The 21764-nt window shown below is 73.9% G+C and carries 25 protein-coding genes; 13 read left to right on the forward strand and 12 right to left on the reverse strand.

Going from position 1 to position 21764, the window contains the following annotated elements; all coding sequences use genetic code 11:
- The 6 genes from QOZ89_RS40775 to QOZ89_RS40800 form a co-directional block, all read right to left on the reverse strand.
- Window positions 1-433, reverse strand: a 433-nt coding sequence (locus QOZ89_RS40775; RefSeq protein ID WP_312629496.1) for an ATP-binding cassette domain-containing protein, incomplete at its 3' end; no start/stop codon positions are given.
- A gap of 2 nt (window positions 434-435) precedes the next feature.
- Window positions 436-615 (reverse strand): hypothetical protein, encoded by a 180-nt coding sequence (locus QOZ89_RS40780; protein WP_071050302.1) that lies wholly within the window; start codon window positions 613-615, stop codon window positions 436-438.
- Between the two features lie 133 nt (window positions 616-748).
- Window positions 749-2122, reverse strand: a complete 1374-nt coding sequence (locus tag QOZ89_RS40785; protein WP_071050301.1) for a hypothetical protein — start codon at window positions 2120-2122, stop codon at window positions 749-751.
- A 350-nt stretch (window positions 2123-2472) separates the two neighbouring features.
- Window positions 2473-3333 carry a hypothetical protein gene (locus QOZ89_RS40790; RefSeq protein ID WP_071050300.1) on the reverse strand — a complete coding sequence of 287 codons (861 nt, stop codon included), beginning with the start codon at window positions 3331-3333 and terminating at the stop codon, window positions 2473-2475.
- A 118-nt stretch (window positions 3334-3451) separates the two neighbouring features.
- A complete protein-coding gene (locus tag QOZ89_RS40795) occupies window positions 3452-3586 on the reverse strand; it encodes a hypothetical protein (RefSeq protein ID WP_274536565.1) in 135 nt (44 codons plus the stop codon).
- Window positions 3587-3816: 230 nt separating this feature from the next.
- A complete protein-coding gene (locus tag QOZ89_RS40800) occupies window positions 3817-4644 on the reverse strand; it encodes a class I SAM-dependent methyltransferase (RefSeq protein WP_071050299.1) in 828 nt (275 codons plus the stop codon).
- Window positions 4645-4718: 74 nt separating this feature from the next.
- On the opposite strand from QOZ89_RS40800, the gene QOZ89_RS40805 reads away from it, so the two are divergent.
- The gene (locus tag QOZ89_RS40805; RefSeq protein ID WP_071050298.1) at window positions 4719-5321 is read left to right on the forward strand and encodes a TetR/AcrR family transcriptional regulator; all 603 of its coding nucleotides are present in this window, start codon (window positions 4719-4721) and stop codon (window positions 5319-5321) included.
- Window positions 5322-5361: 40 nt separating this feature from the next.
- Here the strand turns inward: QOZ89_RS40805 and QOZ89_RS48480 are convergent, their stop codons facing one another.
- From QOZ89_RS48480 to QOZ89_RS40825, 4 genes are read right to left on the reverse strand one after another with little or no spacing between them, the layout of a single operon-like run.
- Window positions 5362-5685: a hypothetical protein gene (locus QOZ89_RS48480; protein ID WP_071050297.1), complete on the reverse strand. Its 324-nt coding sequence runs from the start codon at window positions 5683-5685 to the stop codon at window positions 5362-5364.
- Complete coding sequence (locus QOZ89_RS40815) at window positions 5630-5941, reverse strand: hypothetical protein (RefSeq protein ID WP_312629501.1); 312 nt, start codon at window positions 5939-5941, stop codon at window positions 5630-5632. The genes QOZ89_RS48480 and QOZ89_RS40815 overlap by 56 nt, the downstream gene beginning before the upstream one ends.
- A gap of 3 nt (window positions 5942-5944) precedes the next feature.
- Window positions 5945-6865: an ABC transporter permease gene (locus tag QOZ89_RS40820; RefSeq protein ID WP_312629503.1), complete on the reverse strand. Its 921-nt coding sequence runs from the start codon at window positions 6863-6865 to the stop codon at window positions 5945-5947.
- A 3-nt stretch (window positions 6866-6868) separates the two neighbouring features.
- Complete coding sequence (locus tag QOZ89_RS40825; protein WP_083419023.1) at window positions 6869-7708, reverse strand: ABC transporter permease; 840 nt, start codon at window positions 7706-7708, stop codon at window positions 6869-6871.
- Between the two features lie 189 nt (window positions 7709-7897).
- On the opposite strand from QOZ89_RS40825, the gene QOZ89_RS40830 reads away from it, so the two are divergent.
- From QOZ89_RS40830 to QOZ89_RS40840, 3 genes are all read left to right on the forward strand, one after another.
- Window positions 7898-8797: a DUF2071 domain-containing protein gene (locus QOZ89_RS40830; protein WP_312629506.1), complete on the forward strand. Its 900-nt coding sequence runs from the start codon at window positions 7898-7900 to the stop codon at window positions 8795-8797.
- A gap of 232 nt (window positions 8798-9029) precedes the next feature.
- On the forward strand, window positions 9030-9470 hold the full coding sequence (locus QOZ89_RS40835) for a nitroreductase/quinone reductase family protein (protein ID WP_312629538.1): 441 nt from the start codon (window positions 9030-9032) through the stop codon (window positions 9468-9470).
- A gap of 310 nt (window positions 9471-9780) precedes the next feature.
- Window positions 9781-10551: a polysaccharide deacetylase family protein gene (locus QOZ89_RS40840; RefSeq protein ID WP_071050303.1), complete on the forward strand. Its 771-nt coding sequence runs from the start codon at window positions 9781-9783 to the stop codon at window positions 10549-10551.
- Window positions 10552-10563: 12 nt separating this feature from the next.
- Here QOZ89_RS40840 and QOZ89_RS40845 read toward each other — a convergent pair whose 3' ends face one another.
- The gene (locus QOZ89_RS40845; protein WP_071050295.1) at window positions 10564-11763 is read right to left on the reverse strand and encodes a thiolase family protein; all 1200 of its coding nucleotides are present in this window, start codon (window positions 11761-11763) and stop codon (window positions 10564-10566) included.
- Window positions 11764-11899: 136 nt separating this feature from the next.
- Window positions 11900-12295 (reverse strand): Zn-ribbon domain-containing OB-fold protein, encoded by a 396-nt coding sequence (locus tag QOZ89_RS40850; protein ID WP_071050294.1) that lies wholly within the window; start codon window positions 12293-12295, stop codon window positions 11900-11902.
- A gap of 544 nt (window positions 12296-12839) precedes the next feature.
- Here QOZ89_RS40850 and QOZ89_RS40855 point away from each other — a divergent pair.
- The 9 genes from QOZ89_RS40855 to QOZ89_RS40895 all read left to right on the forward strand — a co-directional run bounded on the left by QOZ89_RS40855 (window position 12840) and on the right by QOZ89_RS40895 (window position 21729).
- The gene (locus QOZ89_RS40855) at window positions 12840-12977 is read left to right on the forward strand and encodes a hypothetical protein (protein WP_157910550.1); all 138 of its coding nucleotides are present in this window, start codon (window positions 12840-12842) and stop codon (window positions 12975-12977) included.
- A 220-nt stretch (window positions 12978-13197) separates the two neighbouring features.
- Window positions 13198-16299, forward strand: coding sequence for a hydrogen gas-evolving membrane-bound hydrogenase subunit E (mbhE, locus tag QOZ89_RS40860; protein WP_071050293.1), 3102 nt, complete (start codon window positions 13198-13200; stop codon window positions 16297-16299).
- Window positions 16299-17045 (forward strand): sodium:proton antiporter, encoded by a 747-nt coding sequence (locus tag QOZ89_RS40865; RefSeq protein ID WP_241841910.1) that lies wholly within the window; start codon window positions 16299-16301, stop codon window positions 17043-17045. Before mbhE ends, QOZ89_RS40865 begins: the two co-directional genes overlap by 1 nt.
- Window positions 17042-18802: a Na+/H+ antiporter subunit D gene (locus QOZ89_RS40870; RefSeq protein ID WP_312629513.1), complete on the forward strand. Its 1761-nt coding sequence runs from the start codon at window positions 17042-17044 to the stop codon at window positions 18800-18802. The genes QOZ89_RS40865 and QOZ89_RS40870 overlap by 4 nt, the downstream gene beginning before the upstream one ends.
- The gene (locus tag QOZ89_RS40875) at window positions 18799-19434 is read left to right on the forward strand and encodes a Na+/H+ antiporter subunit E (protein WP_312629515.1); all 636 of its coding nucleotides are present in this window, start codon (window positions 18799-18801) and stop codon (window positions 19432-19434) included. The genes QOZ89_RS40870 and QOZ89_RS40875 overlap by 4 nt, the downstream gene beginning before the upstream one ends.
- A complete protein-coding gene (locus tag QOZ89_RS40880) occupies window positions 19434-19820 on the forward strand; it encodes an MrpF/PhaF family protein (protein ID WP_071050291.1) in 387 nt (128 codons plus the stop codon). Before QOZ89_RS40875 ends, QOZ89_RS40880 begins: the two co-directional genes overlap by 1 nt.
- On the forward strand, window positions 19817-20212 hold the full coding sequence (mnhG, locus tag QOZ89_RS40885) for a monovalent cation/H(+) antiporter subunit G (protein ID WP_198543348.1): 396 nt from the start codon (window positions 19817-19819) through the stop codon (window positions 20210-20212). Before QOZ89_RS40880 ends, mnhG begins: the two co-directional genes overlap by 4 nt.
- A 407-nt stretch (window positions 20213-20619) precedes the next feature.
- The gene (locus tag QOZ89_RS40890) at window positions 20620-20766 is read left to right on the forward strand and encodes a DUF1059 domain-containing protein (RefSeq protein ID WP_071050268.1); all 147 of its coding nucleotides are present in this window, start codon (window positions 20620-20622) and stop codon (window positions 20764-20766) included.
- Window positions 20767-20772: 6 nt separating this feature from the next.
- Entirely contained in the window at window positions 20773-21729 is a 957-nt protein-coding gene (locus QOZ89_RS40895; protein ID WP_071050267.1) for an alpha/beta hydrolase fold domain-containing protein, read from the forward strand.
- The last annotated feature ends 35 nt before the right edge of the window (window positions 21730-21764 follow it).

Raw genomic sequence — 21764 nt, forward strand, 5'->3', positions numbered from 1 at the left:
CGAGGTCGAGCATCTCGACGAACCGGGCGAGGTTCGCGCGGAACTGGCCGGACGGCACCCGGTAGAGATGGCGGACCAGCTCGAAGCTGTCACGCAGCGGCAGGTCCCACCACAGCGTCGAACGCTGCCCGAACACGACGCCGATCCGGCGGGCGAGCGCGATCCGCTGGCGGGCCGGGTCAAGCCCGGCGACCCGCAGCCGGCCCGCGCTCGGCGTCAGCACCCCGATCAGCATCTTGATCGTCGTGCTCTTCCCGGCGCCGTTCGGGCCCAGGTAACCGATGATCTCCCCGGCCCGCACGGTGAATGACACGTCGCGCACGGCATGGACGTCCACCCGCTCGCGCCGCAGCCGCCGCTCGCCGCGGCGACGCTGCACGAACGTCTTCGTCGCCCCGGCCACCTCGATCACCAAGTCGTCCTGGTCGGTCACCGTCAGCTCCCCGTGCTTCGATAGCGGTGGACGCCGGCGCGCCGGGCCAGCGTCGCGAGGGCGGCGGTGACGAGCGCGACCAGCGGCGAGGCGAACCGGAAGGCGAGCGGCAGACGGTCGCGGCGGGCCGCGCCCGGCTGGCGAAGAACACCGCCACCCGCCCCAGCTCGCGGGCCAGCCACCAGCGCAGGAAGCCGAACGGCCGGGCCAGGTCGACGACGATGTCGCCCCTCTCCACCCGCCACGGCACGTCGATCACTCCGCCGAACACGGCGAACGTCGTCACCAGGGCCTGCCCCAGGACGACGAACGGCCTCACCACTTCAGACCGGGACAGTGGGCGCCGGCGAGGGTGGCGAACTCCCGTGGCTCCTGCGGCCCGCCGTCGGCTCGGAGGGTGCCGGTGTAGCTGACCTGGCGAGCCGTTCCGGCACGCGGCACATGGCCGGCGTCCGCGATGTAGGTGGTCTCCGTGCCCCGGTAGACCGGCGCCTCATCGGGCGGCGTGGTCAGGTGGGCGCCCCACTGGGTGACCTGCGCGACGCCGCCGACGGTGCGGCAGGTGATCCCAGCAGATGAGATGATCGCTCCGTCCAGGGCGACCTCCCGCAAGTCGCCGACGGACGGGCGCATCGTTGCGTCCCGGAACTCGAACGGCGACGCCGTCTGGCTGTGGGCCCCTCCGCCCACCACGACGAACACCTCGACGCGGCCGTCCCCGTCGACGTCGCTCAGCCCGAGCCAGCGGACGTCGATGCTGACGGCGTCGGCCGTCACGTCGTGGCGCTGCCCGGTCGACGCGAGCACCGCGTGCACGCCGAGCGTGCTGTGCAGGTTGGAGGGGGGCGAACCGACGGTCGGCTCCCGGAACGTCAGCCCGACCTGGTCGGCGCGGCCGTCGCCGTCCACGTCGCCCGACCGGACGCCGAGACACTTCCCGGCCGCGGCGGGGCAGGGGTCCGCCGGCCGGGCCACCGTGATCGGGATGCTCACCCGGTCGGTGCCGGTCGCGGCGCGCACGGCGCCCTCCAGGCCGGCCGCGACGGTGGCGACGCCCGCGGTGGCGACCGTCATCGCAGCGGCGACGACGGGACTGGCCTCGACCAGCCTGCCGCAGGCGAGCATCGCGCGGCCGATCGCCGCTATTCCGTTCACCGACGGCGAGGTGCCCGTCCCGACGTCGCGGGCGGCCTCCTCCAGACATCCCACCGCGTCCGCGCGCTCCAGCAACCCCAGGTCGAGGCCGAACAGGTCGGCGACGAAGTCGGCGGCGAACGCGAAGTTCAGGGCCAGCTGAGTGCCGACGTCGGCCTGCAGCTCCAAGTGCCCGGGCAGCGCGACCGCGGGGAACCGGTAGGTCAGCGAACCGCCCGGGACGAGCAGGCCCTCGGCGTACGGCCTGTTCGTCACCAGGTTCTGGTAGCCGGCGAGGATAAGGGCCTTCGTGACGTCGAGCTCGGCGACGGGGTCGAGCGTCGCCTGGGGCTCGGCGCGCACCCGCCAGGGCAGCGGGCTGTTGCTGGCCAGGCGCACGCCAGTGTCGGTGACCGTCGCGGCGCGCGGCGTGCCGCCGTCGTCGCGGTGGTGCCTGCCGCCGCAGGCCGTCAGACCGCCGCCGACCGCCAGCAGGACCGCGGCCACGGCCACAGTCCGGGCCCTGCTCCCGGCCAGCCGGTTCTCGATCGCCACGCAGCGCCCCCGTGCCGCTCGCAACCTCCCCGTGCCGGCACGGCGCCGACCGGGTCTCCCGGCCGTGCCAGGGCATGCTCGGGAGCGCTCCCCGAGCGGGCGTCCGGCCGTGATCAGTCAGCATTGTCAGACGGACCGCCCGGATACCGGCGGTCCCGGGGCGAACACCCGCCCGCGTGTCGTACCGCGCCCGGGAGATCTACGGCCCGCACCCGGACAAACCAGCCGGCTTTGCCTCCGGGGCAGACGTGCGAACCTGGCCTGTGCGCCGTGGTCACCGACCCGTCGCGGGCCTCAAGACGGCGGTTCGCGGAGGTTGGCCGGTCCAGGGGGCGGTGGATGCGTCGCGACTACTCGCGGATGACGTCGTCGAGGGTGGTGGCGGTGACGGCGCGGCGGAGCCAGATGCCGAGCTGGTCGAGGTCGGTGCAGGCGCGGATGCGTTCGCGGGCGTCGTCGGGCACGTGCACACGGCGGATCTCCAGGATGGTCAGAAGGGCTTCAACCTTGCCCTCGGCCTTGCCTCTGGCCTGGAGGTCACGGAAGATCTTGCTGCGGTACTCGCGGTCGACCATTGTGGCCATATAGTCCTCCCAGAGTGACCTGAGCGCCTCGGGCAGCCCGGCCAGGACGATCTCATGATACTTCTCGCCCATCTCGGGGCTGAGCGTCTGCATGCCTTCAGCCAGCGCAGGGAAGGCCTGCCGCGCCTTCGTGCGGTGCCAGAGCATGGAGAGCAGGGCGACCGCGGGGTCGGTCCTGGCCTGGCCCGGATCGACGACGAGGGGCACGTCGTCGGGGGTGAAGATGAACGGGCGCAGCCGCAGGCTGACGCCCTCGGTCTCGAACAGCCGCCGGTAGCGCCGGGCGACCGCGGGACGCGGACAGTACACCACCAGCGCGGCGCTGACCCGTTTCTCCTTCTCCAGGTGGCAGATGTACTCCTTCCACCGCCACCGCTTCCGTGCGTCCCAGGTGCGCTGGACCTCCAGAACGGCGGCCAGCAGTGGACGGTTGGCCGCGTCGCAGTACAGCGCCATCGCGTCGGCGTGGTAGGTGGCTGGAACCAGCTGGCGGACCTCCGTGGGCAGTTGTACGGCGTGGTGGAACCCGCGCACCTTGACGCCGTAATGCCGCTCCAGCAGCCAGACCGGAAGTTCCGGAAACTGCTCGAAGGCCTCGATGGTCGACTCGTGTTCCCCGCTCGGCATGCCGCCCACCTTAGGCGAATGTGGACGGAAATGACAAAACCGGGGAACGCTCGCCATATTCGGACGTCGTAACTTTGCCTTCGCGGCCGTATGGAGTGACATTGGCATGATGGTTCGCCTAAAGCCTTGAGAGCAGAAGTTTCGCCGGAACTCCTGCCTTACAGATTTGCGTGCCGGCCTGGAAGGCGATGACGGCGGCGACGGGAGTACCGGCAGCTTCGGTGGCGCGGATGACGGTGTCGAGTTCGGTCACCCGGCCCGGACCGCAGTCACAGCGGCGGTCCGGGTGAGGGACGCGGGTCTGGGGCGGGCATGCACCCTTCAAGCAAGCGGGTGGATGTCCACCCGCTCGCGCGGCAGCCGCCGCCCGTCGATCCGCCGGCGCTGCACGAACGTCTTGCGCACCCGGTCGACCTCGATGACGACGTCCGGGCTCATCCACCGATTCTCCCGCGCCGCCGAGCTACGTCTACTTCAGGTGAGTCAGGATGTGGCGGCGCGTACGGCGGTGGCCGCCAGGGTGGTGTACTCCATCGTGAAGCGTCCGCCGAGCGAGTCGATGGCGCCTCCGACCGCGTCCAGTATCTCGGCCAGCTGGTCGGGTTGAAGTTGAGTGAGGCCGCCGGTGGTGGGGAGCAGGTCCAGCCACTGGTCACGCGTGTAGGACTGCTCCCAGTCGAAACGCCACTGTTCCGGGTCGTTGAACTGTTCGGTCTCGCGGATCTTGTCAGCGATCCTGGCGTACATTGCCTGGTACATGTCGAGCGGACGTCGAGCCGGTTGATTGCTGAACGGCGAGTCTGGCACCACCCTCCGGTAGGCGGCGGCGAACGGCTCGGCCACCTCGGGGGGCGGCTCGAACACGTGCCCGAAGATCGCCAGCCGCCCGTCCGGACGCAGCACCTGGGCCGCCTTGACCGCGCCGGCAACCGGATCCACCCAGTGCCACGACTGGGCGGCGATTACCGTGTCGAACCTCCGGCCGGCCGCCTGCCAGGCTTCGAAGGTCACCACCTCGACCTGAAGGCCGCGAGCGCGAGCGAAATCGGCCATCCGCGCATCCGGCTCGACGCCGAGCACGGCGCAGCCGGCGGCCTGGAACTGGCGGGCCGCGATGCCGGTGCCACAGCCCACGTCGAGCACGTCAGGCCCGGGGCCGCCGGCGACGATCCGCGCCACCAACGCGTCGGGGTAACTGGGCCGGGCCCGGTCGTAGCGTTGCGCGTCCGTACCGAACGACTCGGCCATCGCCCGGGCCTGATGCGACTCCGCTGGGGGTGGTTCCGGTCGCTCTCGCGGTAGAGTGGGCATGCGCCCACCTTAGTGGGCATGCGCCCATCTGACAATTGGTGCCGTCTGGTTGACATCTCGAGAGGATCTGTGGGTTGCCGACTGGAATGCATTTGCGCGACGCGCGGCAGCAGCTGTTCGACGCTGCCGAACGCGTGCTGTTGCGGGACGGGCCAGGCGGGCTGACCAGCCGGGCCGTCACTGACGAGGCGGGCTGCGCCAAAGGCGTCCTGCATCGGCACTTCACCGACTTCGACGCCTTCCTAACCGACCTGGTACTCGACCGGGCCGCGCAGCTTGAGGCGCAGGCGAGTGCGCTGTGCGAGTCCGCCGGCAGCGGCACGGTAGCCGACAACCTCACCGCCGCGCTGACCGCTCTGTTCGGACCAGTTCCGGTGGCGATCATCCCGCTCATCACCTTCCGGGACGAGCTGCGCGCGCGGCTGCGGCAAGCCAGGCCCGGAGGCGGCACCGCGATCCTCGCCCAGGCCACCACCGCGGTCTCCGCTTACCTGTCCGAGGAGCGCGCCCTGGGCCGCATCGCGGCTGACGCCGACATCGACTCACTCACCCTCTCCCTGGTCGGTGGTGGGCATCTCCTGTTCTCAGACCGCGACCTCGGCCCGCCGACCACAGCAACCGTCAACAAGTTTGTGACAACCGTGCTCGCCGACGTAGCGCAACGGCGGCCACGCTAACCGTCGAGCACGCAGGGCAGGCACCACGACCCCCGCCACATCACCGGCAGCGCGCTGAGCACCGTCTGTCTGGAGATCGGTCGCCTGCGGGCAGACGGTCCGCGTCCGTCCACTCGGCAAGGTCTTCGAGGACGATGCGCAGGACGTCCCAGGCGTCCTGGAACGCGGTGCGTGCCCGGCTCAGCTTCGGGTCCTCGTCGAGGGTGCCAGCTACGATCATGCTGCGCCACCGGCCACATCGTTCCGACCCTCGCTGACCGAACACGACGTCGATCCGGCGGGCGAGCGCGATCCGCTGGCGGGCCGGGTCAAGCCCGGCGACCCGCAGCCGGCCCGCGCTCGGCGTGAGCACCCCGATCAGCATCTTGATCGTCGTGCTCTTCCCGGCGCCGTTCGGGCCCAGGTAACCGATGATCTCCCCGGCGCACGGTGAACGACACGTCCCGCACCGCGTGGACGTCCACCCGCTCGCGTCGCAGCCGCTGCCCGGCGATCCGCCGGCGCTGGACGAAGGTCTTCGTCGCCCCGGACACCTCGATGACGACGGGCGGCCGCGCGTGGCCACCGCCGCCGGCCTCGCCACCGCCAGCCCCGCCGGGGCCGGCCACCAGGTCGGTCATGGGTCAGCTCCCCGTGCTCCGGTAGCGCCGCACCCCGGCCCGCCAGGCTAGCGCGGCCAGGCCGGCCGAGACGGCCGCGACCAGCGGCGAGGCGAAACGCAGCGCCGTCGGCAGGCCGAGCGGGTCGGCCCGGGACAGGACGTGCAGCGCCGGCAGCCAGCTCACGAACCCGATGGGCAGCACGACAGTGAGCAGCACCGCCAGGTGGTGGCCGTAGACCGTCATCGGGTAACGGGCGGCAAGCGCCGAGCCCTGGGTGCTCGCCGCGACGGCGACCGTCGCGTCCGGGGCGACGAACAGCACCGCGGCCGTCGCGACGAAGGCGCTCGCGGCGAGCACCGCGCCGCACAGGACCATCGCCGGCACCAGCAGGACCCGGTCCGGCGTCCAGCGGACGTGCAGAGCGAGGCAGCTCACGACGACGATCACCGCCGGCTGGGCCGCCCGGGCGACGCGCTGCGGGGAGAACGCCATCGTCGCCGTCTGGACCAGCACGCTGACCGGGCGGATCAGCACGACGTCGAACCGGCCGTCGCGGATGTGCCAGCCCAGCCGGTCGACCGGGCCGACGAACGCCTCGGCGAGCGCGAACGCGAGCGCCGACGTGCCGTAGAGGAACGCCACCTCGGCCAGCGAGAACCCCTCGAGAGCGGGCAGGTGGGCGAAGACGATCCCGATCGCGGCGAGGTCGAGCACGGTCGCCGCGGCCTCGGTGAGCGAGCGCAGCGCGAGCGACGTCCGGTACTGCGCCGCCTCCCGGAACGCGACCCGCACGAGCAGCACGTAGGCCCGCGCCTCCGCCCGCAGCAGCCCGCGGGTCCTCCGGACCCTGCCAGCTCCCCAGGACCCGCCGACCCCCCAGACACCGCGGACCCCCCGGGCTCGGCGGACCCCGCCGGCCGGGCCTGCCTCTCTGGTGGCCACCGGTCAGCCGCCCTGCGTGACGACGCGGCGCAGCGCGAGGCGGGTGACCAGGCCGCTCGCGGCCAGCAGGACAAGCGCCCACGCCGCCTGGAACGCCAGCGCCTCGCCGATCCCCGTCCCGCCGGCCGGGCGCAGGTAGATGTCCATCGGGACCTGCACGATCGCGCCGAACGGCAGCACCCTCGCGACCTCGCCGAAGGCGCCGGGAAAGATGGTCAGCGGCAGCACCGCGCCGGAGAAGAACGTCATCGTCAGCGACGAGACCGCGAGCGTCCCGCGCGCGTCGGTGACCCAGAACGCGGTGAGCGCGACCAGGTAGCGGATCCCGAAGCTGACCAGCAGCGCGAGCGTCAGGCTCCCGGCGAACCCGGCCGCGGCGGCGCTCGACGCGGGCGGGGCGACCCCGAACAGCGCGAGCCCCACGGCCCCCGCCGGCACGGCGCGGCTGACCAGGAACACCGCCGCCCGTCCGATCTCCCGCGCGAGCCACCAGCGCAGGAACCCGAACGGCCTCGCCACGTCGATGACGATCCCGCCGTTCTCCACCCGCCACGGCACGTCGATCATGCCGCCGAACGCGGCGAACGTCGTCATCAGCGCCTGCCCGAGCACGACGAACGTGACCGCCCGCTGCGTGTCGTAGCCCGCGAGCCCCGGCCGGGCCTCCCACACCGCCAGCGCCAGGTACCCGCGCAGCACGGTCAGCGTCACGTTCGACAGCACGGACGCGGCGACCGTCGCCCGGTAGGCGACGTTCGCCCGCGCGCTCGCCGCCGCGACCGCCGCCCAGGTGCGCAGCTCGGCCAGGACGCCCGCCGGACGCGCCGCGGCGACGACGGTCACCAGCCGGCCACCTCCCCCGTCCCGGCCACGCCCGGCGTCGCATGGTCCCCGAGCCGGCGGCGCCGGAAGGTCGCGACATCGACCGTAGAACGCGGGCGAGGCCCGGTGTGGCGAAACCATCCAGGACCCGTGTCGTTCCTGTGGTCCCGTCGCCGCAGGTACCCGACGATGGGAGCGACGATGGGACCTATGAGCGTTCACGACTGGTCCGGGGCCGCGACTGGTGGCGACGCCGTCCCACCGCCAGGCCTGGGCGGCTCCGGGCTGGCTGGCTCCGGGCCCGCCGGCTCCGTCGGCCGGTCCGGCCCGCCCGTGCCGGCGGCCGGTGTCCGGGGCGCGGCGGGTGACACGGCGGCGGGGACCTGCCCGTTCACGGTCGAGCGGCCCGTCATGCGGCAGCGATGGGAGCGGCTGACGTTCCTGCACTGGCCCTACGAGGCGGACGCCGTCCAGCGCCTGCTGCCGGCGGGCCTGGAGGCCGAGACGTGCGACGGGACGGCCTGGGTGAGCCTGGTGCCGTTCTTCATGCAGGTGCGGACCGGCCGGCGCGACCTGGCCGCGCCCTGGGTCGGCTTCTTTCCGGAGACCAACGTGCGCACATATGCCCGTGACGAGCGGGGCCGCCCGGGGATCTGGTTCTTCTCGCTGGACGCGGCGCGGTCGGGCGCGGTCGCCGTCGCCCGGACCTCCTACCGGCTGCCGTACTTCTGGTCATCGATGCGGCTGGTCGAAGCGGCCGGCCCGGGCGTCGACGGCGGCACGACGACCTACACCTGCCGGCGGCGCTGGCCCGGCCCGCGCGGGGTCGCGAGCCGGGTGGTGGTCCGGCCGGGCGAACGCATCCCGGACGCCGAGCTGGACGCCCGCGACCATTTCCTGACGGCCCGGTTCCGCCTGTTCAGCCCGGTCCGCTCGGGCCCGCCGCGCACGGCCCGCGCCTGGCACCGTCCCTGGCCGCTGCACCGCGTCGAGCTGCTCGGCCTCGACGACGGGCTGGTGGCCGCCGCCGGCCTGCGGGCCCCGGCCGGCCCGCCGCTCGCGCACTACTCGCCGGGCGTCGACGTCCGCATCGGCCGCCCGGAGAGCTGAGCATCCGGCCGATCCGTTCCCGCCGGCCACGGGTGGGCCCGTGCGTTCCCGCCGGCAGCGCACGGTTACCGCCCGGAAAGGCCGCTGGCCGGCAACGGTGAGCCGGCGGCGGGGGTACGTGCTCCATGTGATGTGCTGTCGCCGCATACAGCGCACCTACCCAGCCGTTGCCCCGGCCCTGGACGCGTCCGGCGCGGTCAGATCACCGTCGATCGAGGAGAAAGCCGTGACGATGCCAAGCGACATGCGGGAGTTCAACCGGTCGGTCGTCACCGACTTCCGCGCGAACGGCGGAGAGCTCAGCGACGGGATGCTGAAGGGGTCGCGCGTGCTGCTGCTCACGACCGTCGGTGCGCGCGGCGGCAGCGAGCACACCACACCGCTCGCCTTCTTCACCGACGGCCCGGACCGGCTCGTGCTGTGGGCGTCGAACATGGCGGCGCCGAAGCACCCGGACTGGTACGCCAACCTGGCGGCGAACCCGTCGGTCACCGTCGAGCTGCCCGGATCGGACGGCATCGACCGCTACCAGGCGACGGCGAGCATCGCCAGCGGCGACGAGCGGGCCCGGCTGCTCACCGCGCTCGCCGACTTCAACGAGCGGATGGCAGCCCACCAGACGATGACCGAGCGCGAGATCCCGCTGGTCGTCGTCGAACGCGCCGACCAGTAGCGCCACACCCGCCAGTCGCACGCCGCCCCGCCGGCTGGTCCAACGGCCTCTGGTCAGGAGGCGACCGCGGTGACGTGCCCGCGGTACCGGTCATACCGGAGCAACCGTTACCTGGGGGCCGTCCGCCTTGCGGTGGCGTCCCACCTGGGCGAGACAATCGTCAGGCCGAGCGCACACGTCCTGGGCGGGAGGTCTCTCCTAACCCCTGCGGCGAGGGGGGATCGTGCTCGTGGAAGGCGGTACCGAACGGGCCGGCGGGCGGGCGGGCCTCCGTCCGGGCCGCCCGGGTCTCCGCCGAGGCGGCCCGCGCATGCTGGGGGGCGTCGCCGGGGCGGTGCTCGGCGCCGCCGCGGTGGGCTACGCGGGTCCCGCGGTCACGTCCTGGCCGGCCGTGCGGACGCGGCTGACGCCCGGGCTTGCCGGTCTCGGCCGTCAGGACCATGTGGCCCTGACGTTCGACGACGGACCGGACCCGGCTTCGACCCCCCGGTTCCTGGACGCGCTGGCCGCGGCGGGCACCCGGGCGACCTTCTTCCTGCTGGGCTCGATGCTTGCCCGTTCGCCGTCGCTGGGCCGGGAGCTGGTCACCGCCGGCCACGAGGTCGCCGTCCACGGCTGGCAGCACCGCTACACCCTCCTGCGCACCCCGTCGGCGCTCTACGACGACTTCGCGCGGACCAGGGACCTCATCGTCGATGTCACCGGGTGCCAGCCGGTGTTCTTCCGCCCGCCGTACGGGGTGCTCAGCACGGGGGCGCTCGCCGCGGCGAGGCGCCTGGGGCTGCGGCCGGTGCTGTGGACCGCCTGGGGACGGGACTGGCGGGGCGGGGCGACCCCGGAGTCGGTGCTGGCCACGGTCCGCGAGGGCCTGGCGGGCGGCGGCACCGTGCTGCTGCACGACTCCGACTGCACGTCGGTCCCCCAGGCGTGGCGCTCCGCGCTGGGCGCGCTGCCCGGCCTGCTCGACGAGTGCGCCGCACGCGGCCTGCGCGTCGGCCCGCTGGGTGAGCATTTCGGCCTGCGGCCCTGCCCTCCGTCCGTTCGGGTTCCCGGTCCGGACGGAGGGCGCCTCGCGTCGTAGCCAGCGGAGACGTTAAGCGGCGGCGCGCTCGAGGATGTGGACGCCGCAGGCGTTGCCGAGGCCGATCACGTGCGCTAGGCCGACCCTGGCGTCCGGGAGCTGGCGGTCGCCGGCCTCGCCGCGCAGGTGGGTGGCGACCTCCCAGACGTTGGCGATACCGGTGGCGGCGATCGGGTGGCCCTTCGACTCCAGGCCGCCGGAGACGTTGACCGGCGTCTTGCCGTCCCGCCAGGTGGCGCCGGAGTTGAAGAAGTCGACCGCGCCGCCCTCCGGGCACAGCATCAGGTTGTCGTAGTGGACCAGCTCGGCGGTGGCGAAGCAGTCGTGCAGCTCGACCAGGTCCAGGTCCTCCGGGCCGATGCCGGCCTTCTCGTAGGCCTGCGTCGCGGCCTGCCGGGTCAGTGTGTTCACGTTCGGCAGCACCTGGCAGGCCTCCTCCCACGGGTCAGTCGTGAGGACGGAGGCGGAGACCTTCACCGCGCGGCGCTGCTGTTCCAGGGAGAGCGTCTTCAGCTTGGCGTCGGAGACGAGGACGGCCGCCGCGGCTCCGTCGCAGTTCGCCGAGCACATCGGCCGGGTGTTCGGGTAGGCGATCATGACGTCGTTCATGATCTGGTCGAGCGTGAACCGCTTCGAGTAGGCGGCGAGCGGGTTCAGCGTCGAGTGGGCGTGGTTCTTCTCGGAGATCTTGGCGAACAGCTCGAAGCTCGTGCCGCCGTATTTGTGCCCGTACTCGAGCCCGATCTGGGCGAACACGCCGGGCATGGTCTCGGTGCCGATCCGGCCGTCGATCGGGCCGACCGCGCCGAACCGGCCGCTGGGCGTCCAGTTCTTCGAGTCATCGCCGCGGCTGCCGCCGGCGAGCAGGCCGGCGCCCGCGAGCTTCTCCACGCCGACGGCCAGGCCGAAGTCGGCGTCGCCGGCGCGGATCGCCATGTGGCAGACGCGCAGCGCGGTCGCGCCGGTCGCGCACGCGTTCGACACGTTGTAGACCGGGATGCCGGTCTGGCCGACCTGCTTCTGCAGCATCTGCCCGGAGGCCCGGCCCATGAGGCTGCCGAAGGCCAGGAGGCCCATCTCACGCATGGTGACCCCGGCGTCGGCGAGCGCGCCCATGGTCGCCTCGGCCGCGAGGTCGATGACGTCCTTGGTGGGGTGCTTGCCGAACTTCGTCATGGTGATGCCGAGGATCCAGACGTCGTCGCTTGCCATGTCCGCCGCTCCGCTTCTTCGTGGTGGATGGAAGGTCCGTGGGGCGGCGGTGCCGCCGTGGCCGCGGCCCGCGCGAGGCGTCTCGTCCCGGCCGCGGGGAGGTGGCCGGGCCGACTCGCGTGGGCGGCGGGCCGGGTCAGCGCTGGGGCTCGAAGCCGAAGTTGACGGCCTCGACGCCGCTGCCGTCGGCGCCGACCGGCTGCAGCGCCAGGCGCACCTTCATGCCGACGTGCACGGCCTCGGGAGTCGGGTCGATGTTGATCAGGTTGGCGCGGACGCTGGTCCCGGCGCAGTCGACGGTCGCCGAGACGAACGGCACCGGGATGCCGGGCGCGGCCAGCGAGACGATCGTGAAGGCGCGCACCTCGCCCTCGGTCGCGATGTCGACCTTGCGGAACCCAGTGGCGAAGCAGTTCGCGCAGGCGTTGCGCCGGTCGAAGAACCGTGCCCCGCAGGCGGTGCACTCGTTCGCGACCAGGTGGGGGCTGTCGCCGAGAACCAGGTATTCGACGAAGGGGATCGGCTGCGGCACGGTCGGCGCTCCTAGGCGGTACGGCCCCGATGGGGTGGGACAGCTGGCTGGCCCCGGCCGGGGCCAGCCGCGAGACGTCGGGCGGTCGGGCGGTCGGGCGGTGAGGCGGGCAGGTGGCCGGCCACGGCCGCGCCGTGCCGGTCACGCGCGGCGGTGCGGCCCCTTCGTCCGCGGCGGCGAGGGGGAAACCGGGTTCTAATCCCGGCATACCACCCGTTCGCCGCCACCAGCAACCGCTACGCCCGGGCTCTCGGCACCCGCGCCGCTGCCCCGCGCGCCCGCGATGGGCTTCGGCCCGGCCCTCGCCAGGCCCGCGACGCCTCGGGGACCCGGCTTCCTCGCCAACGTCACCTTAAAGTTCATATATCGAACCCAGCGACGAGACAAGCGAACCGGGGCGCGACCAGCGACGCCAGGCGAATACGACAACTCGTCCCACCCCACGCCATCCGCGGCCATCCGCCGGCACCGCTAACGATATATCTCGATGAATCTCACGGGCCGGACGGGCCTTTCGGTCGATCCGGCGCCTTAACGTCGAGCCATGCCGAACCAGCAGCAACCCGCCGCCTCATCCGCGCCGGCGCCACCCGGCGCCGCCGCCCCCGCCATCGACGAACGCACCACCATCACCACGACCACCAGCCCTGCGGGCCACACCATCACCCTCCTCATCGGCTGACCCAGCCTGCGGCGCGCTCCGCCTTTGTCCCGCCGGTCACGAAACGCCCGACCTCGCCGGCTGCCGAGCGGGATGGATCTGCCGCGCGAAGCTGGCGGCCTGACAGTGATGGCCAGGGCGGCGGGCACGGGACAGGTGGGCTGATGGCGGTCGGCTGGGGGCGCGGCTGGCGTGACGGCCAGGCCGGGCGCCGGCTGCCGTAGCCGGCGAACAGCCGCCGATGCCAGCTGCCGTCGCCGCGCACCTGGGGGTCGCGGCGCTACTGCCGATCGCCGCCCGCCGGCTCGGTGCCCGGGTGTACCTGCTCGCCGCCGTCGTACCCGCCGCCGTCTTCTGCTGGCTGCTGGTCGCGCGGCTCGGCGGCGTGGCGGCCGGCGGCCGGCCCGAGACGGTTCTGCGCTGGGCGCCGGCGCTGCGCCTGGAGGTGACGTTCCGGCTGGACCCGCTGGCGCTGCTGATGGCGCTGCTCGTGACCGGTGTGGGCGCGCTCGTCCTGTGCTTCGCCCGCTGGTACCACGCGCACGACGCCGGCGGGTTCGGCCGGTCGGCGAGCGCGCTGCTCGCCTTCGCCGGATCGATGCTCGGCCTGGTGATCGCCGACGACCTGCTCACGCTGTATGTCTTCTGGGAGCTGACGACCGTCTTCTCGTTCGTCCTGATCGGTGGGGACGGGGTGGCGCCGGCCGCGCGGCGCTCGGCGGTGCAGGCGTTGCTGGTCACCACGCTCGGTGGGCTGGCGATGCTGTTCGGGTTCGTGCTGCTCGGCGAGACGGCCGGGACGTACCGGATCTCGGGGATCCTCGCCCACCCGCCGCCGGCCGGCGGCCTCGCGGCCGCGGCGGCGCCGTTGATCCTGCTCGGGGCGGCGACGAAGTCGGCGCAGGCGCCGTTCCACCCGTGGCTGCCGGCCGCGATGGTCGCACCGACGCCGGTGAGCGCCTACCTGCACGCGGCGGCGATGGTGAAGGCCGGCGTGTTCCTCGTCGCGACCCTCACGCCCGCGTTCGCCGCCGCCGGCGGGTACGCGCACGTCTGGACGGTTCCGGCGGCGGTGCTCGGCGCGGTGACCATGCTGATCGGCGGGCTGCGGGCGCTGGCGGCGACCGACCTGAAACAGCTGCTCGCGTTCGGGACCGTCAGCCAGCTCGGGATGCTCACCGCGCTCGTCGGCCTGGGCGGGCGGACCGCCGCGCTCGCCGGCGTGACGCTGATCCTCGCGCACGCGCTGTTCAAGGCCGCGCTGTTCATGGTCGTCGGGGTCGTCGACCACCGGGCCGGCGGGCGTGACCTGCGGACGCTGTCCGGCGTCGGCCGGCGCGCGCCGGTGCTGCTGACGGCGGCGGTGCTGGCGGGGGCGTCGATGGCGGCGCTCCCGCCGACGGTGGGCTTCCTCGGCAAGGAGGCGGCCCTCGAGGGCCTCTGGCACGGGCCGGGCGCCGGCCAGGCAGTGCTGCTCGCGGTCATGGTCGTCGGCGCCTCGCTCACGATGGGCTACACGATCCGCTTCCTGTGGGGGGCGTTCGCGACCAAGCCGGACGTCGCGCCGAGCGGCTGGCGGCCGGCGAGCCCGGCGTTCACCGGCCCCGTCGTCCTGCTCGCCGCCGCCGGGCTCGGCCTGGGCATCGCGGCGCCCGCCGTGGACGAGTTCGTCGCTGGTTACGCGGACACACTGCCCTCAGGCGGCGTCGCCGCCTACCACCTGGCGCTGTGGCACGGGGTCGGAGCGGCCCTGCTGCTGACCGCGATCGCCGTCGCGGCCGGCGTCGCCGTCGTCATCGCCGAGGCCCGGCTGACGGCCGCCCGGGCCAGGCCGGCGGGGGGCGAGCCGAGGCACCCGGGGCCGGAGCCGTCCGCGGCGCCGGAGCCGCCGGCGGCGGGCGCCTGGGCTCGGGTGAAGGGCCTGCTCGACGCGCAGCGGGGGTACGAGTGGACGGTCACGGGCGTGGGGCGGCTCGCGCTCGCGGTCACGGCGCGCACGCAGGTCGGGTCGCTCCCGATGTACCTGGCGACGATCATGATCGTCGCCCTGGTCGTGCCGGGGGCGGCGCTGGTGCGCGGCCTCGGGTGGCCGACGGGCCTCCCGCGCTGGGACTACCCCATCCAGCCGGCGCTGGCCGTGGTCGTGCTCGCCTCGGCCGCCACCGTGCTGCGCGCCCGCAGGCGGCTGACGACGGCGGTGCTCCTCGGCGGGGTCGGGTACGGGTGCGGCGCGCTGTTCCTCGTCGAGGGCGCGCCCGACCTGGCGCTCGCCCAGTTCCTCGTCGAGTCGCTGTCCCTGATCGCGTTCGTCTTCGTGCTGCGCCGCATGCCGGACCGGTTCTCCACCATGGGCCGGACCGGGGTGCCGCGCTGGCCACGGGTCCTGATCTCGGTGGCCGTCGGCCTGTTCGTCGGCGCGTTCGCGGTCACCGTCGCGGACGTCCATCCCGAGTGGGGCCTCGCGAGCCAGGAGTACGTTGCCCGGTCGCCGTCGCAGACCGGTGCGACGAACGTCGTCAACGCAATCATCATTGACTTCCGTGCTCTCGACACGCTGGGCGAGATCACGGTCCTGGCGGTCGCCGCGCTCGGCGTCACCGGCCTGCTGCTGGCCCGCGCCCCAGGTACCCGCCGCCCACGTGGGGGTGTCCGAGGAGCCGGCGGGCCGGACGGGCGCGGACAGGACAGGCGCGGACAGGACGACGCCGGCTCCGACGAACGCTGGCTGAACGGAGCCGGCGAGTTTGGCTGGGTCTACCCGCCAGGCGGCGGCCGCACGTCGACCCGGTCGGTACTCATGGAGGTGACCGCCCGGGCGGTGTTCCCGGTCGTGCTCGTCTTCTCGATCTATCTGCTGTTCGCCGGCCACTCCCGGACCGGAGGTGGATTCGCCGGCGGACTGGTCGCGGGCCTGGCCTTCGTGCTGCGCTACGTCGCCGGCAGCCGCGACCGGGTCGGCGCGGCGGTCCCGGTCCAGCCGTCCGTGGTGATCGGCGCGGGGCTCGCCGTCGCCACGTGCGCGGCGCTCGCGCCGGTGCCCTTCGGCGGCGCGGTGCTGCGAAGCTACGTCGCCGAGGCGCACCTGCCGGTACTCGGGCACGTGGAGCTGGCGACGAGCCTGTTCTTCGACGTCGGCGTCTACCTGGTGGTCGTCGGCGTCGTGCTCGAGCTGCTGCGCACCCTGGGCGTCGGGATCGAGAAGGAGAGCGGGGCCGGGCCCGGTCCGGCCTCCGGGGACCGGAGCGTCGGGTCCGACCGCGCGCCGCGGGCACATCCGGGCCGTTCGCCGGGATCGCCGCCCGACGCCGCGACGGGCCCGGGCCCCGGCCCGGGCGACGCGTGATGACGCCGGCGGTCGCGGCCATGGTCGCCAGCCGGGCCGTCGCGGCGGTTCCCGACATGGTCGCCGCGCCGGCGCGGCTGGCCGCCGTGGCGGCGGCCTCGGCGCCGCCCGCCGTGACGGCGCCGCCGGGCCACACCGTGCTGAACCTGACGTCCGTGGCCGTCGTCTCCGGTCTCTACGCGGCCGGGACCTTCCTGCTGCTGCAGCGCGGGCTGCTGCGCGTGCTCGTCGGCATCGTGCTGCTCGGCCACGCGACCAACCTGCTCCTGTTGCTGGTCGGCGGGAAGAGCGGACGTCCCGCGATGTCCGGCTCGGTGCCGCCGGACGAGATGTCCGACCCGCTGCCGCAGGCAATGGCGCTCACGTCGATCGTCATCACGTTCGCGCTCACGACGTTCCTGCTGGCGCTCGCCTACCGGGCCTGGACCCTGCTCGGCAACACCGAGGTCCGCGACGACGTCGAGGACCACCGGATCACCGCGCTGGAGGAGCGCCTGGAGGCCCAGTTCGCCTACCACTTCCCGCACCTGTCCCTGCCGCGCCCGCACGCGCCACGGCATCGCCAGCCCCACAACGACCGCCGCCGCCCGGCCGACCCGAGCGGCACCGGCCCGGACCTCGGCGCTTCGGACACCCCCGATCCGGACTCCCTCGATCCGGACGCGCGCGGCCCAGGCGCCCACCGCCCGGACGCCCACGGCCCGGACGGTCCCGGCGGGGAGCCGCCGGGCGGGGAGCCGGGATGACCGCGCCGGATGTGCTGGTCGTGCTGCCGGTGGTCGGGCCGCTGCTCGCCGCGGCCGGGACGCTGCTGCTGCGTTTCCACCTCCAGGCGCAGCGGGTGCTGGCGCTCGCCGTCGTCGCGGCGGTCGCGGCCGACGCGGCCGTGCTGCTCGCCGCCGCCGACACCGGCGGCCCGACGGTCGCGCACCTGGGCGACTGGCCGGCGCAGATCGGGCTCACCCTGGTCGCGGACCGGCTCGCCGCGCTGCTCCTGCTCACCTCGGCGGTGGTGACGCTGGCGGTACTCGGCTACGCCGTCGGCCAGGGCATCGTCGACGAGCGGGCCGACGGCAACAGCACGATCTTCAACGCCTGCTATCTGACGCTGGTCGCCGGCGTGGCGCTCGCCTACCTGACCGCCGACCTGTTCAACCTGTTCGTCGCGTTCGAGGTCATGCTGGTCTCGTCATATGTCCTGATCACGCTCGGGACTACCGCGGAGCGGGTCCAGGCGGGCATGACATACGTGATCGTCAGCCTGACCTCGTCGCTGCTGTTCCTGACCACGCTGGCGCTGGTGTACGCGTCGACGGGAACGGTCAGCTTCGTGGGGCTCGCGGCGACGATGCCGAGCCTGCCAGCGGCGTTGCGGGCGGCGCTCGGCCTGCTGGTGCTGGTCGTGTTCAGCATCAAGGCAGCCGTGGTCCCGCTGCACTTCTGGCTGCCGGACAGCTACCCCACCGCGCCGGCGCCGATCACCGCGGTCCTGGCCGCGCTGCTGACCAAGGTCGGCGTCTACGCGATCGTGCGCACCCACACCCTGGCCTTCCCACACCGCGGGACCTGGCCGCTGCTGCTGGCCGCCGCGGTCGCGACGCTGCTGGTCGGCGCACTCGGAGCCCTCGCCCAGGAGAACCTGAACCGGTCGCTGTCGTTCCTGCTGGTCAGCCACATCGGGTTCATGCTGTTCGGGCTGTCGCTGTTCACCGTGATCGGCCTGTCCGGCGTGATCCTCTACATGGTTCACCACATCGTGGTGCAGGCGACGCTGTTCCTGGCCAGCGGGCTGATCACCCGGTACGCCGGCACGTCGATGCCAAGGCGCACCGGCGGCCTGGCCACCGCCGTGCCAGTCGTCGCGGTGCTGTTCGCGATCCCAGCGCTGGGTCTGTCCGGCGTGCCGCCGCTGTCCGGCTTCATCGCCAAGCTCGCTCTCCTGCAGGCCGGCTCCCGGGCGGGCGCCGCGTCCGGCCCCGGAACCGGCGCGTTCCGGACCGGGGTGTATGTCGCCGTCGCCGCGATGCTCGTCACCAGCCTGCTGACGCTCTACGTGATGGCACGCGTCTGGGTGAGCGCGTTCTGGCGACGCCCCCGGCCTGCGCACCCCGACCCGGAGCCCGACGACCTCCTCGTCGTCGGCACCGAGACGGTCAGTCGCCCGATGATCGTCGCCACCGCCGGCCTGGTCGCCGTGGGCCTCGCGTTCCCGGTGCTCGCCGGGCCTCTGTCCGGCCTGACCACCCGCGCCGCCGCCGACCTGCTCGCCCCGTCGGTCTACGAGCACGCCGTCCTCGGCGGCGAGCCGGGCCGGGACCCCGTCCGCCACGGAACCGCCGGCGGGCGGGGCATCCTCCCCGCCCAGGACCTCCCCGTCGGGCGAGGCGCGGCCCGAGGAAACGGCCTCGCCATCGGGCAGGCAGCCGCCGACCGGCCCGGCTCGGCCCACGGAGACGCCGACGCGGACCGCGACGCGCACGGCGACGCGGGCGGCGGGCGGTGAGCGCGTGCCCGCCCGCGGCGACGCCCAACGGGCCGCGTCCGCGCCCGCCGTGGCGGCGGCCGGGCGCCGCGGTCGCGGCGGCCGCCCGCCGACCGGGGCAGGTCGCCTGGCTGTGGCTGGTCTGGATGTTGCTGTGGGGACGGCTGAGCGTGCTCGCCGCGCTCAGCGGGCTGCTCGTCGCCGTCGCCGTGCCGGCGGCGTTCCCGTCGCCGCCGCCCGAGGCCGCGCCCGGTCGCCCCCCCCCGCGGCCGGCGGCCCCCGGCTGGCTGGCCGTCCGGCTCCTGGCCGGCCTGCTGCCGGCGAGCATCACCGTCGCGGCGCAGGTGTTCCGGTACGGCCCGGCCATGCCATCCGTGATCGTCGCGGTCCCGCTGCGAACCCGATCCGAGGTCATCGCGGTCCTGGTGGCCGACGCGGTCTCCCTCGCCCCCGGCTCGGCGGTCATCCAGGTCGACCGTGAGAACGGCGTCTTCTACGTCCACGCCCTCGTCGCCCCGGGCCCGGGGGCCGTCGAGACCGTCCGCGCCCATGCCGACGCCCTGCAACGGCGGGTGATCCTCGCCCTGGGCCACGACCTCGTCCCGCCGCGGCCGCCCCCGGCCGGCGGGGCGGGCGCCACCGGGAGGCAGTGATGCAGGTCGTCTACACCATCACGCTGGCGATGGTCACCGCCGCGGGCCTGCTCACGCTGGTCAGGGTGGTGCGCGGCCCGTCGGAGCTGGACCGCGTCGTCGCCCTCGACGTCCTGGTCGTACTGATCGTCACCGCGGTCACGGTCGAGGTCGCGCGGCTCCAGGAGGGCTTCAACCTGGCGCTGCTCGGCTCGGTGGCTCTCCTCGGATTTCTCGGCGCGGCCACGGCCGCCCGCCTCGTCGAGCTGCGCGGCCCGCCGACACCACGCCCGCCCCGTTCCAGCCCACCAGCTTCCGACCCACCGCGGCCCAGTCCTCGATGGCCCAGCCGCCTGTGGTCCGGCCTGGGGCGGTCCGTGCGTCGGCGGCCGGGGCCGGGCCGGTGACCGGCATCGTCGCCGACGTCGCGACCAGCGTGCTGATGCTGGGCGGTGCCGCGTTCTGCCTGCTCGGCGCGTGGGGGCTGCTGCGTTTCCCGGACGTCCCGGCCCGGCTGCAGGCCGCGACCAAGCCGCAGACGATCGGCCTGCTCGCGATCCTCGCCGGCGCCGCGCTGCAGACCGACCTGCGGTATGCCTCCGGACTCATCCTCGTCGGCCTGTTCCAGCTGGTCACCGCCCCCGTCCTCGCCCAGCGGATCAGCCGAGTCGCCTACCGCACCGGCTACCTGCGCCGCGACCTGCTGCTCGCCGACGAGCTCGCGGACGGTCTCCCGGACGCCGCCGACACCGCCGACGATGACCCGGCCGACACTGGCGACGAGGAACCGCCCGGCTGACCGTCACGCGTTGGGGCGGTGATCCCGCGCAGCCACGTGAGCGCGTCCGCGGCGCCTCTATGCGGCTCCCGCGCCTCGCCTCCCCGCCTCCCCGCCTCCCCCGCCGGCAGCGTGCCCGGAGCCGAGAGGCGGACCGGGCGCGGCCGGCCGTTCGCTGGCTAGGATTGCGGCGGCTGCCAAAGCTCCTATAGGGCCAAAGGGTGTGCGAAAATGATCTTCCTTCGCACACCCGGCGGCCGTTGTCCCAAGGATCACTAGAGGGCCAAAGGGTGTGCGAAAATGATCTTCCTTCGCACACCCGGCGGCCGTTGTCCCCAGGATCACTAGAGGGCCAAAGGGTGTGCGAAAATGATCTTCCTTCGCACACCCGGCGGCCGTTGTCCCCAGGATCACTAAAGGAGGCACCGGTGAAGACGACTCTTGACTGCCCCTGCGGCACGCGGATCGTGGGCGAGAACGAGGACGACCTCGTCGAGAAGGCCCAGGCCCACCTGGCCGAGAAGCACCCCCACCTGGAATACGACCGCGACGCCATTCTCTTCATGGCTTTCTGACCGGGCGTGCCGAGCCTCCGGGCGCGGCTCGCCGAGTCGGTCGCGCTGCCGGTCATGGGCGGGGACCGCGCCTGGACGGCCGAGGCCATCCGGGCGCGCATCGCCGCCCAGGCGGCGGCCCCGACCGCCGTCGACGCGCCGCGCTGGCTCGGCCGTCTCACCCGGCACACCGTGGCCGACCGCGCCGGCTGGCCCGTCCACGAGCTCACCTCGAAGGGCCTCCCGGCCCAGGCGGCGGGCGGCGGGCCGGGCGCCGGCGTCACGGTGCTCTACCTGCACGGTGGCGGCTACGTGAACGAGATGCTGTGCTGGCACTGGTACCTGCTCGCGCGGCTCACCCGCGCCGTCCCGGCGCGCTTCGTGATCCCGATGTACCCGGTGGCGCCGCGCGGGGTCGCCGCCGACGTCGTCCCCGCCGTCACCGGCCTGCTGGCCGAGCTGGTGACCGAGGCTCGGGCCGACAAGGCCGGCGCGGCGCGGGTCGTGCTGATGGGCGACTCCGCCGGTGGCGGCCTCGCGCTCGCCGCCGCGCAGGTGGCCCGCGACCGCGGCGCGCCCCAGCCGGACCGGATCGCGCTCGTCTCGCCCTGGCTCGACGTGACGATGACCGACCCCGACCAGCCGGCGCTCGCCGCGAAGGACCGGATGCTCGGTATTCCCGGCCTCGCCGAGGCCGGCCGGTGCTGGGCCGCCGCCCTCGACCCGGCCGACCCGCTCGCCAGCCCGCTACGCGGCGTCCTGACCGGCCTCGCGCCGCTCACCGTCCTGTGCGGCACCCATGACGTGCTGCTTCCCGACAGCCGCCACCTCGCCGCCCGGGCGGCCGCCGCCGGCCTGGAGATCGACTACCACGAGGCCCCTGGCCTCCCGCACTGCTACCCCCTGTTCCCCATCCCCGAGGCCCGGGCCGCCCGCGCGGCCCTCGCGACCACCCTGCGAGGCCCGGGCCGCGACGACCGGTGACCGACCAGGCCAACTCGGCCGCGTCGACGATGGCC

It is taken from the genome of Pseudofrankia coriaricola, assembly GCF_032027725.1.
Classification (GTDB): domain Bacteria; phylum Actinomycetota; class Actinomycetes; order Frankiales; family Frankiaceae; genus Pseudofrankia.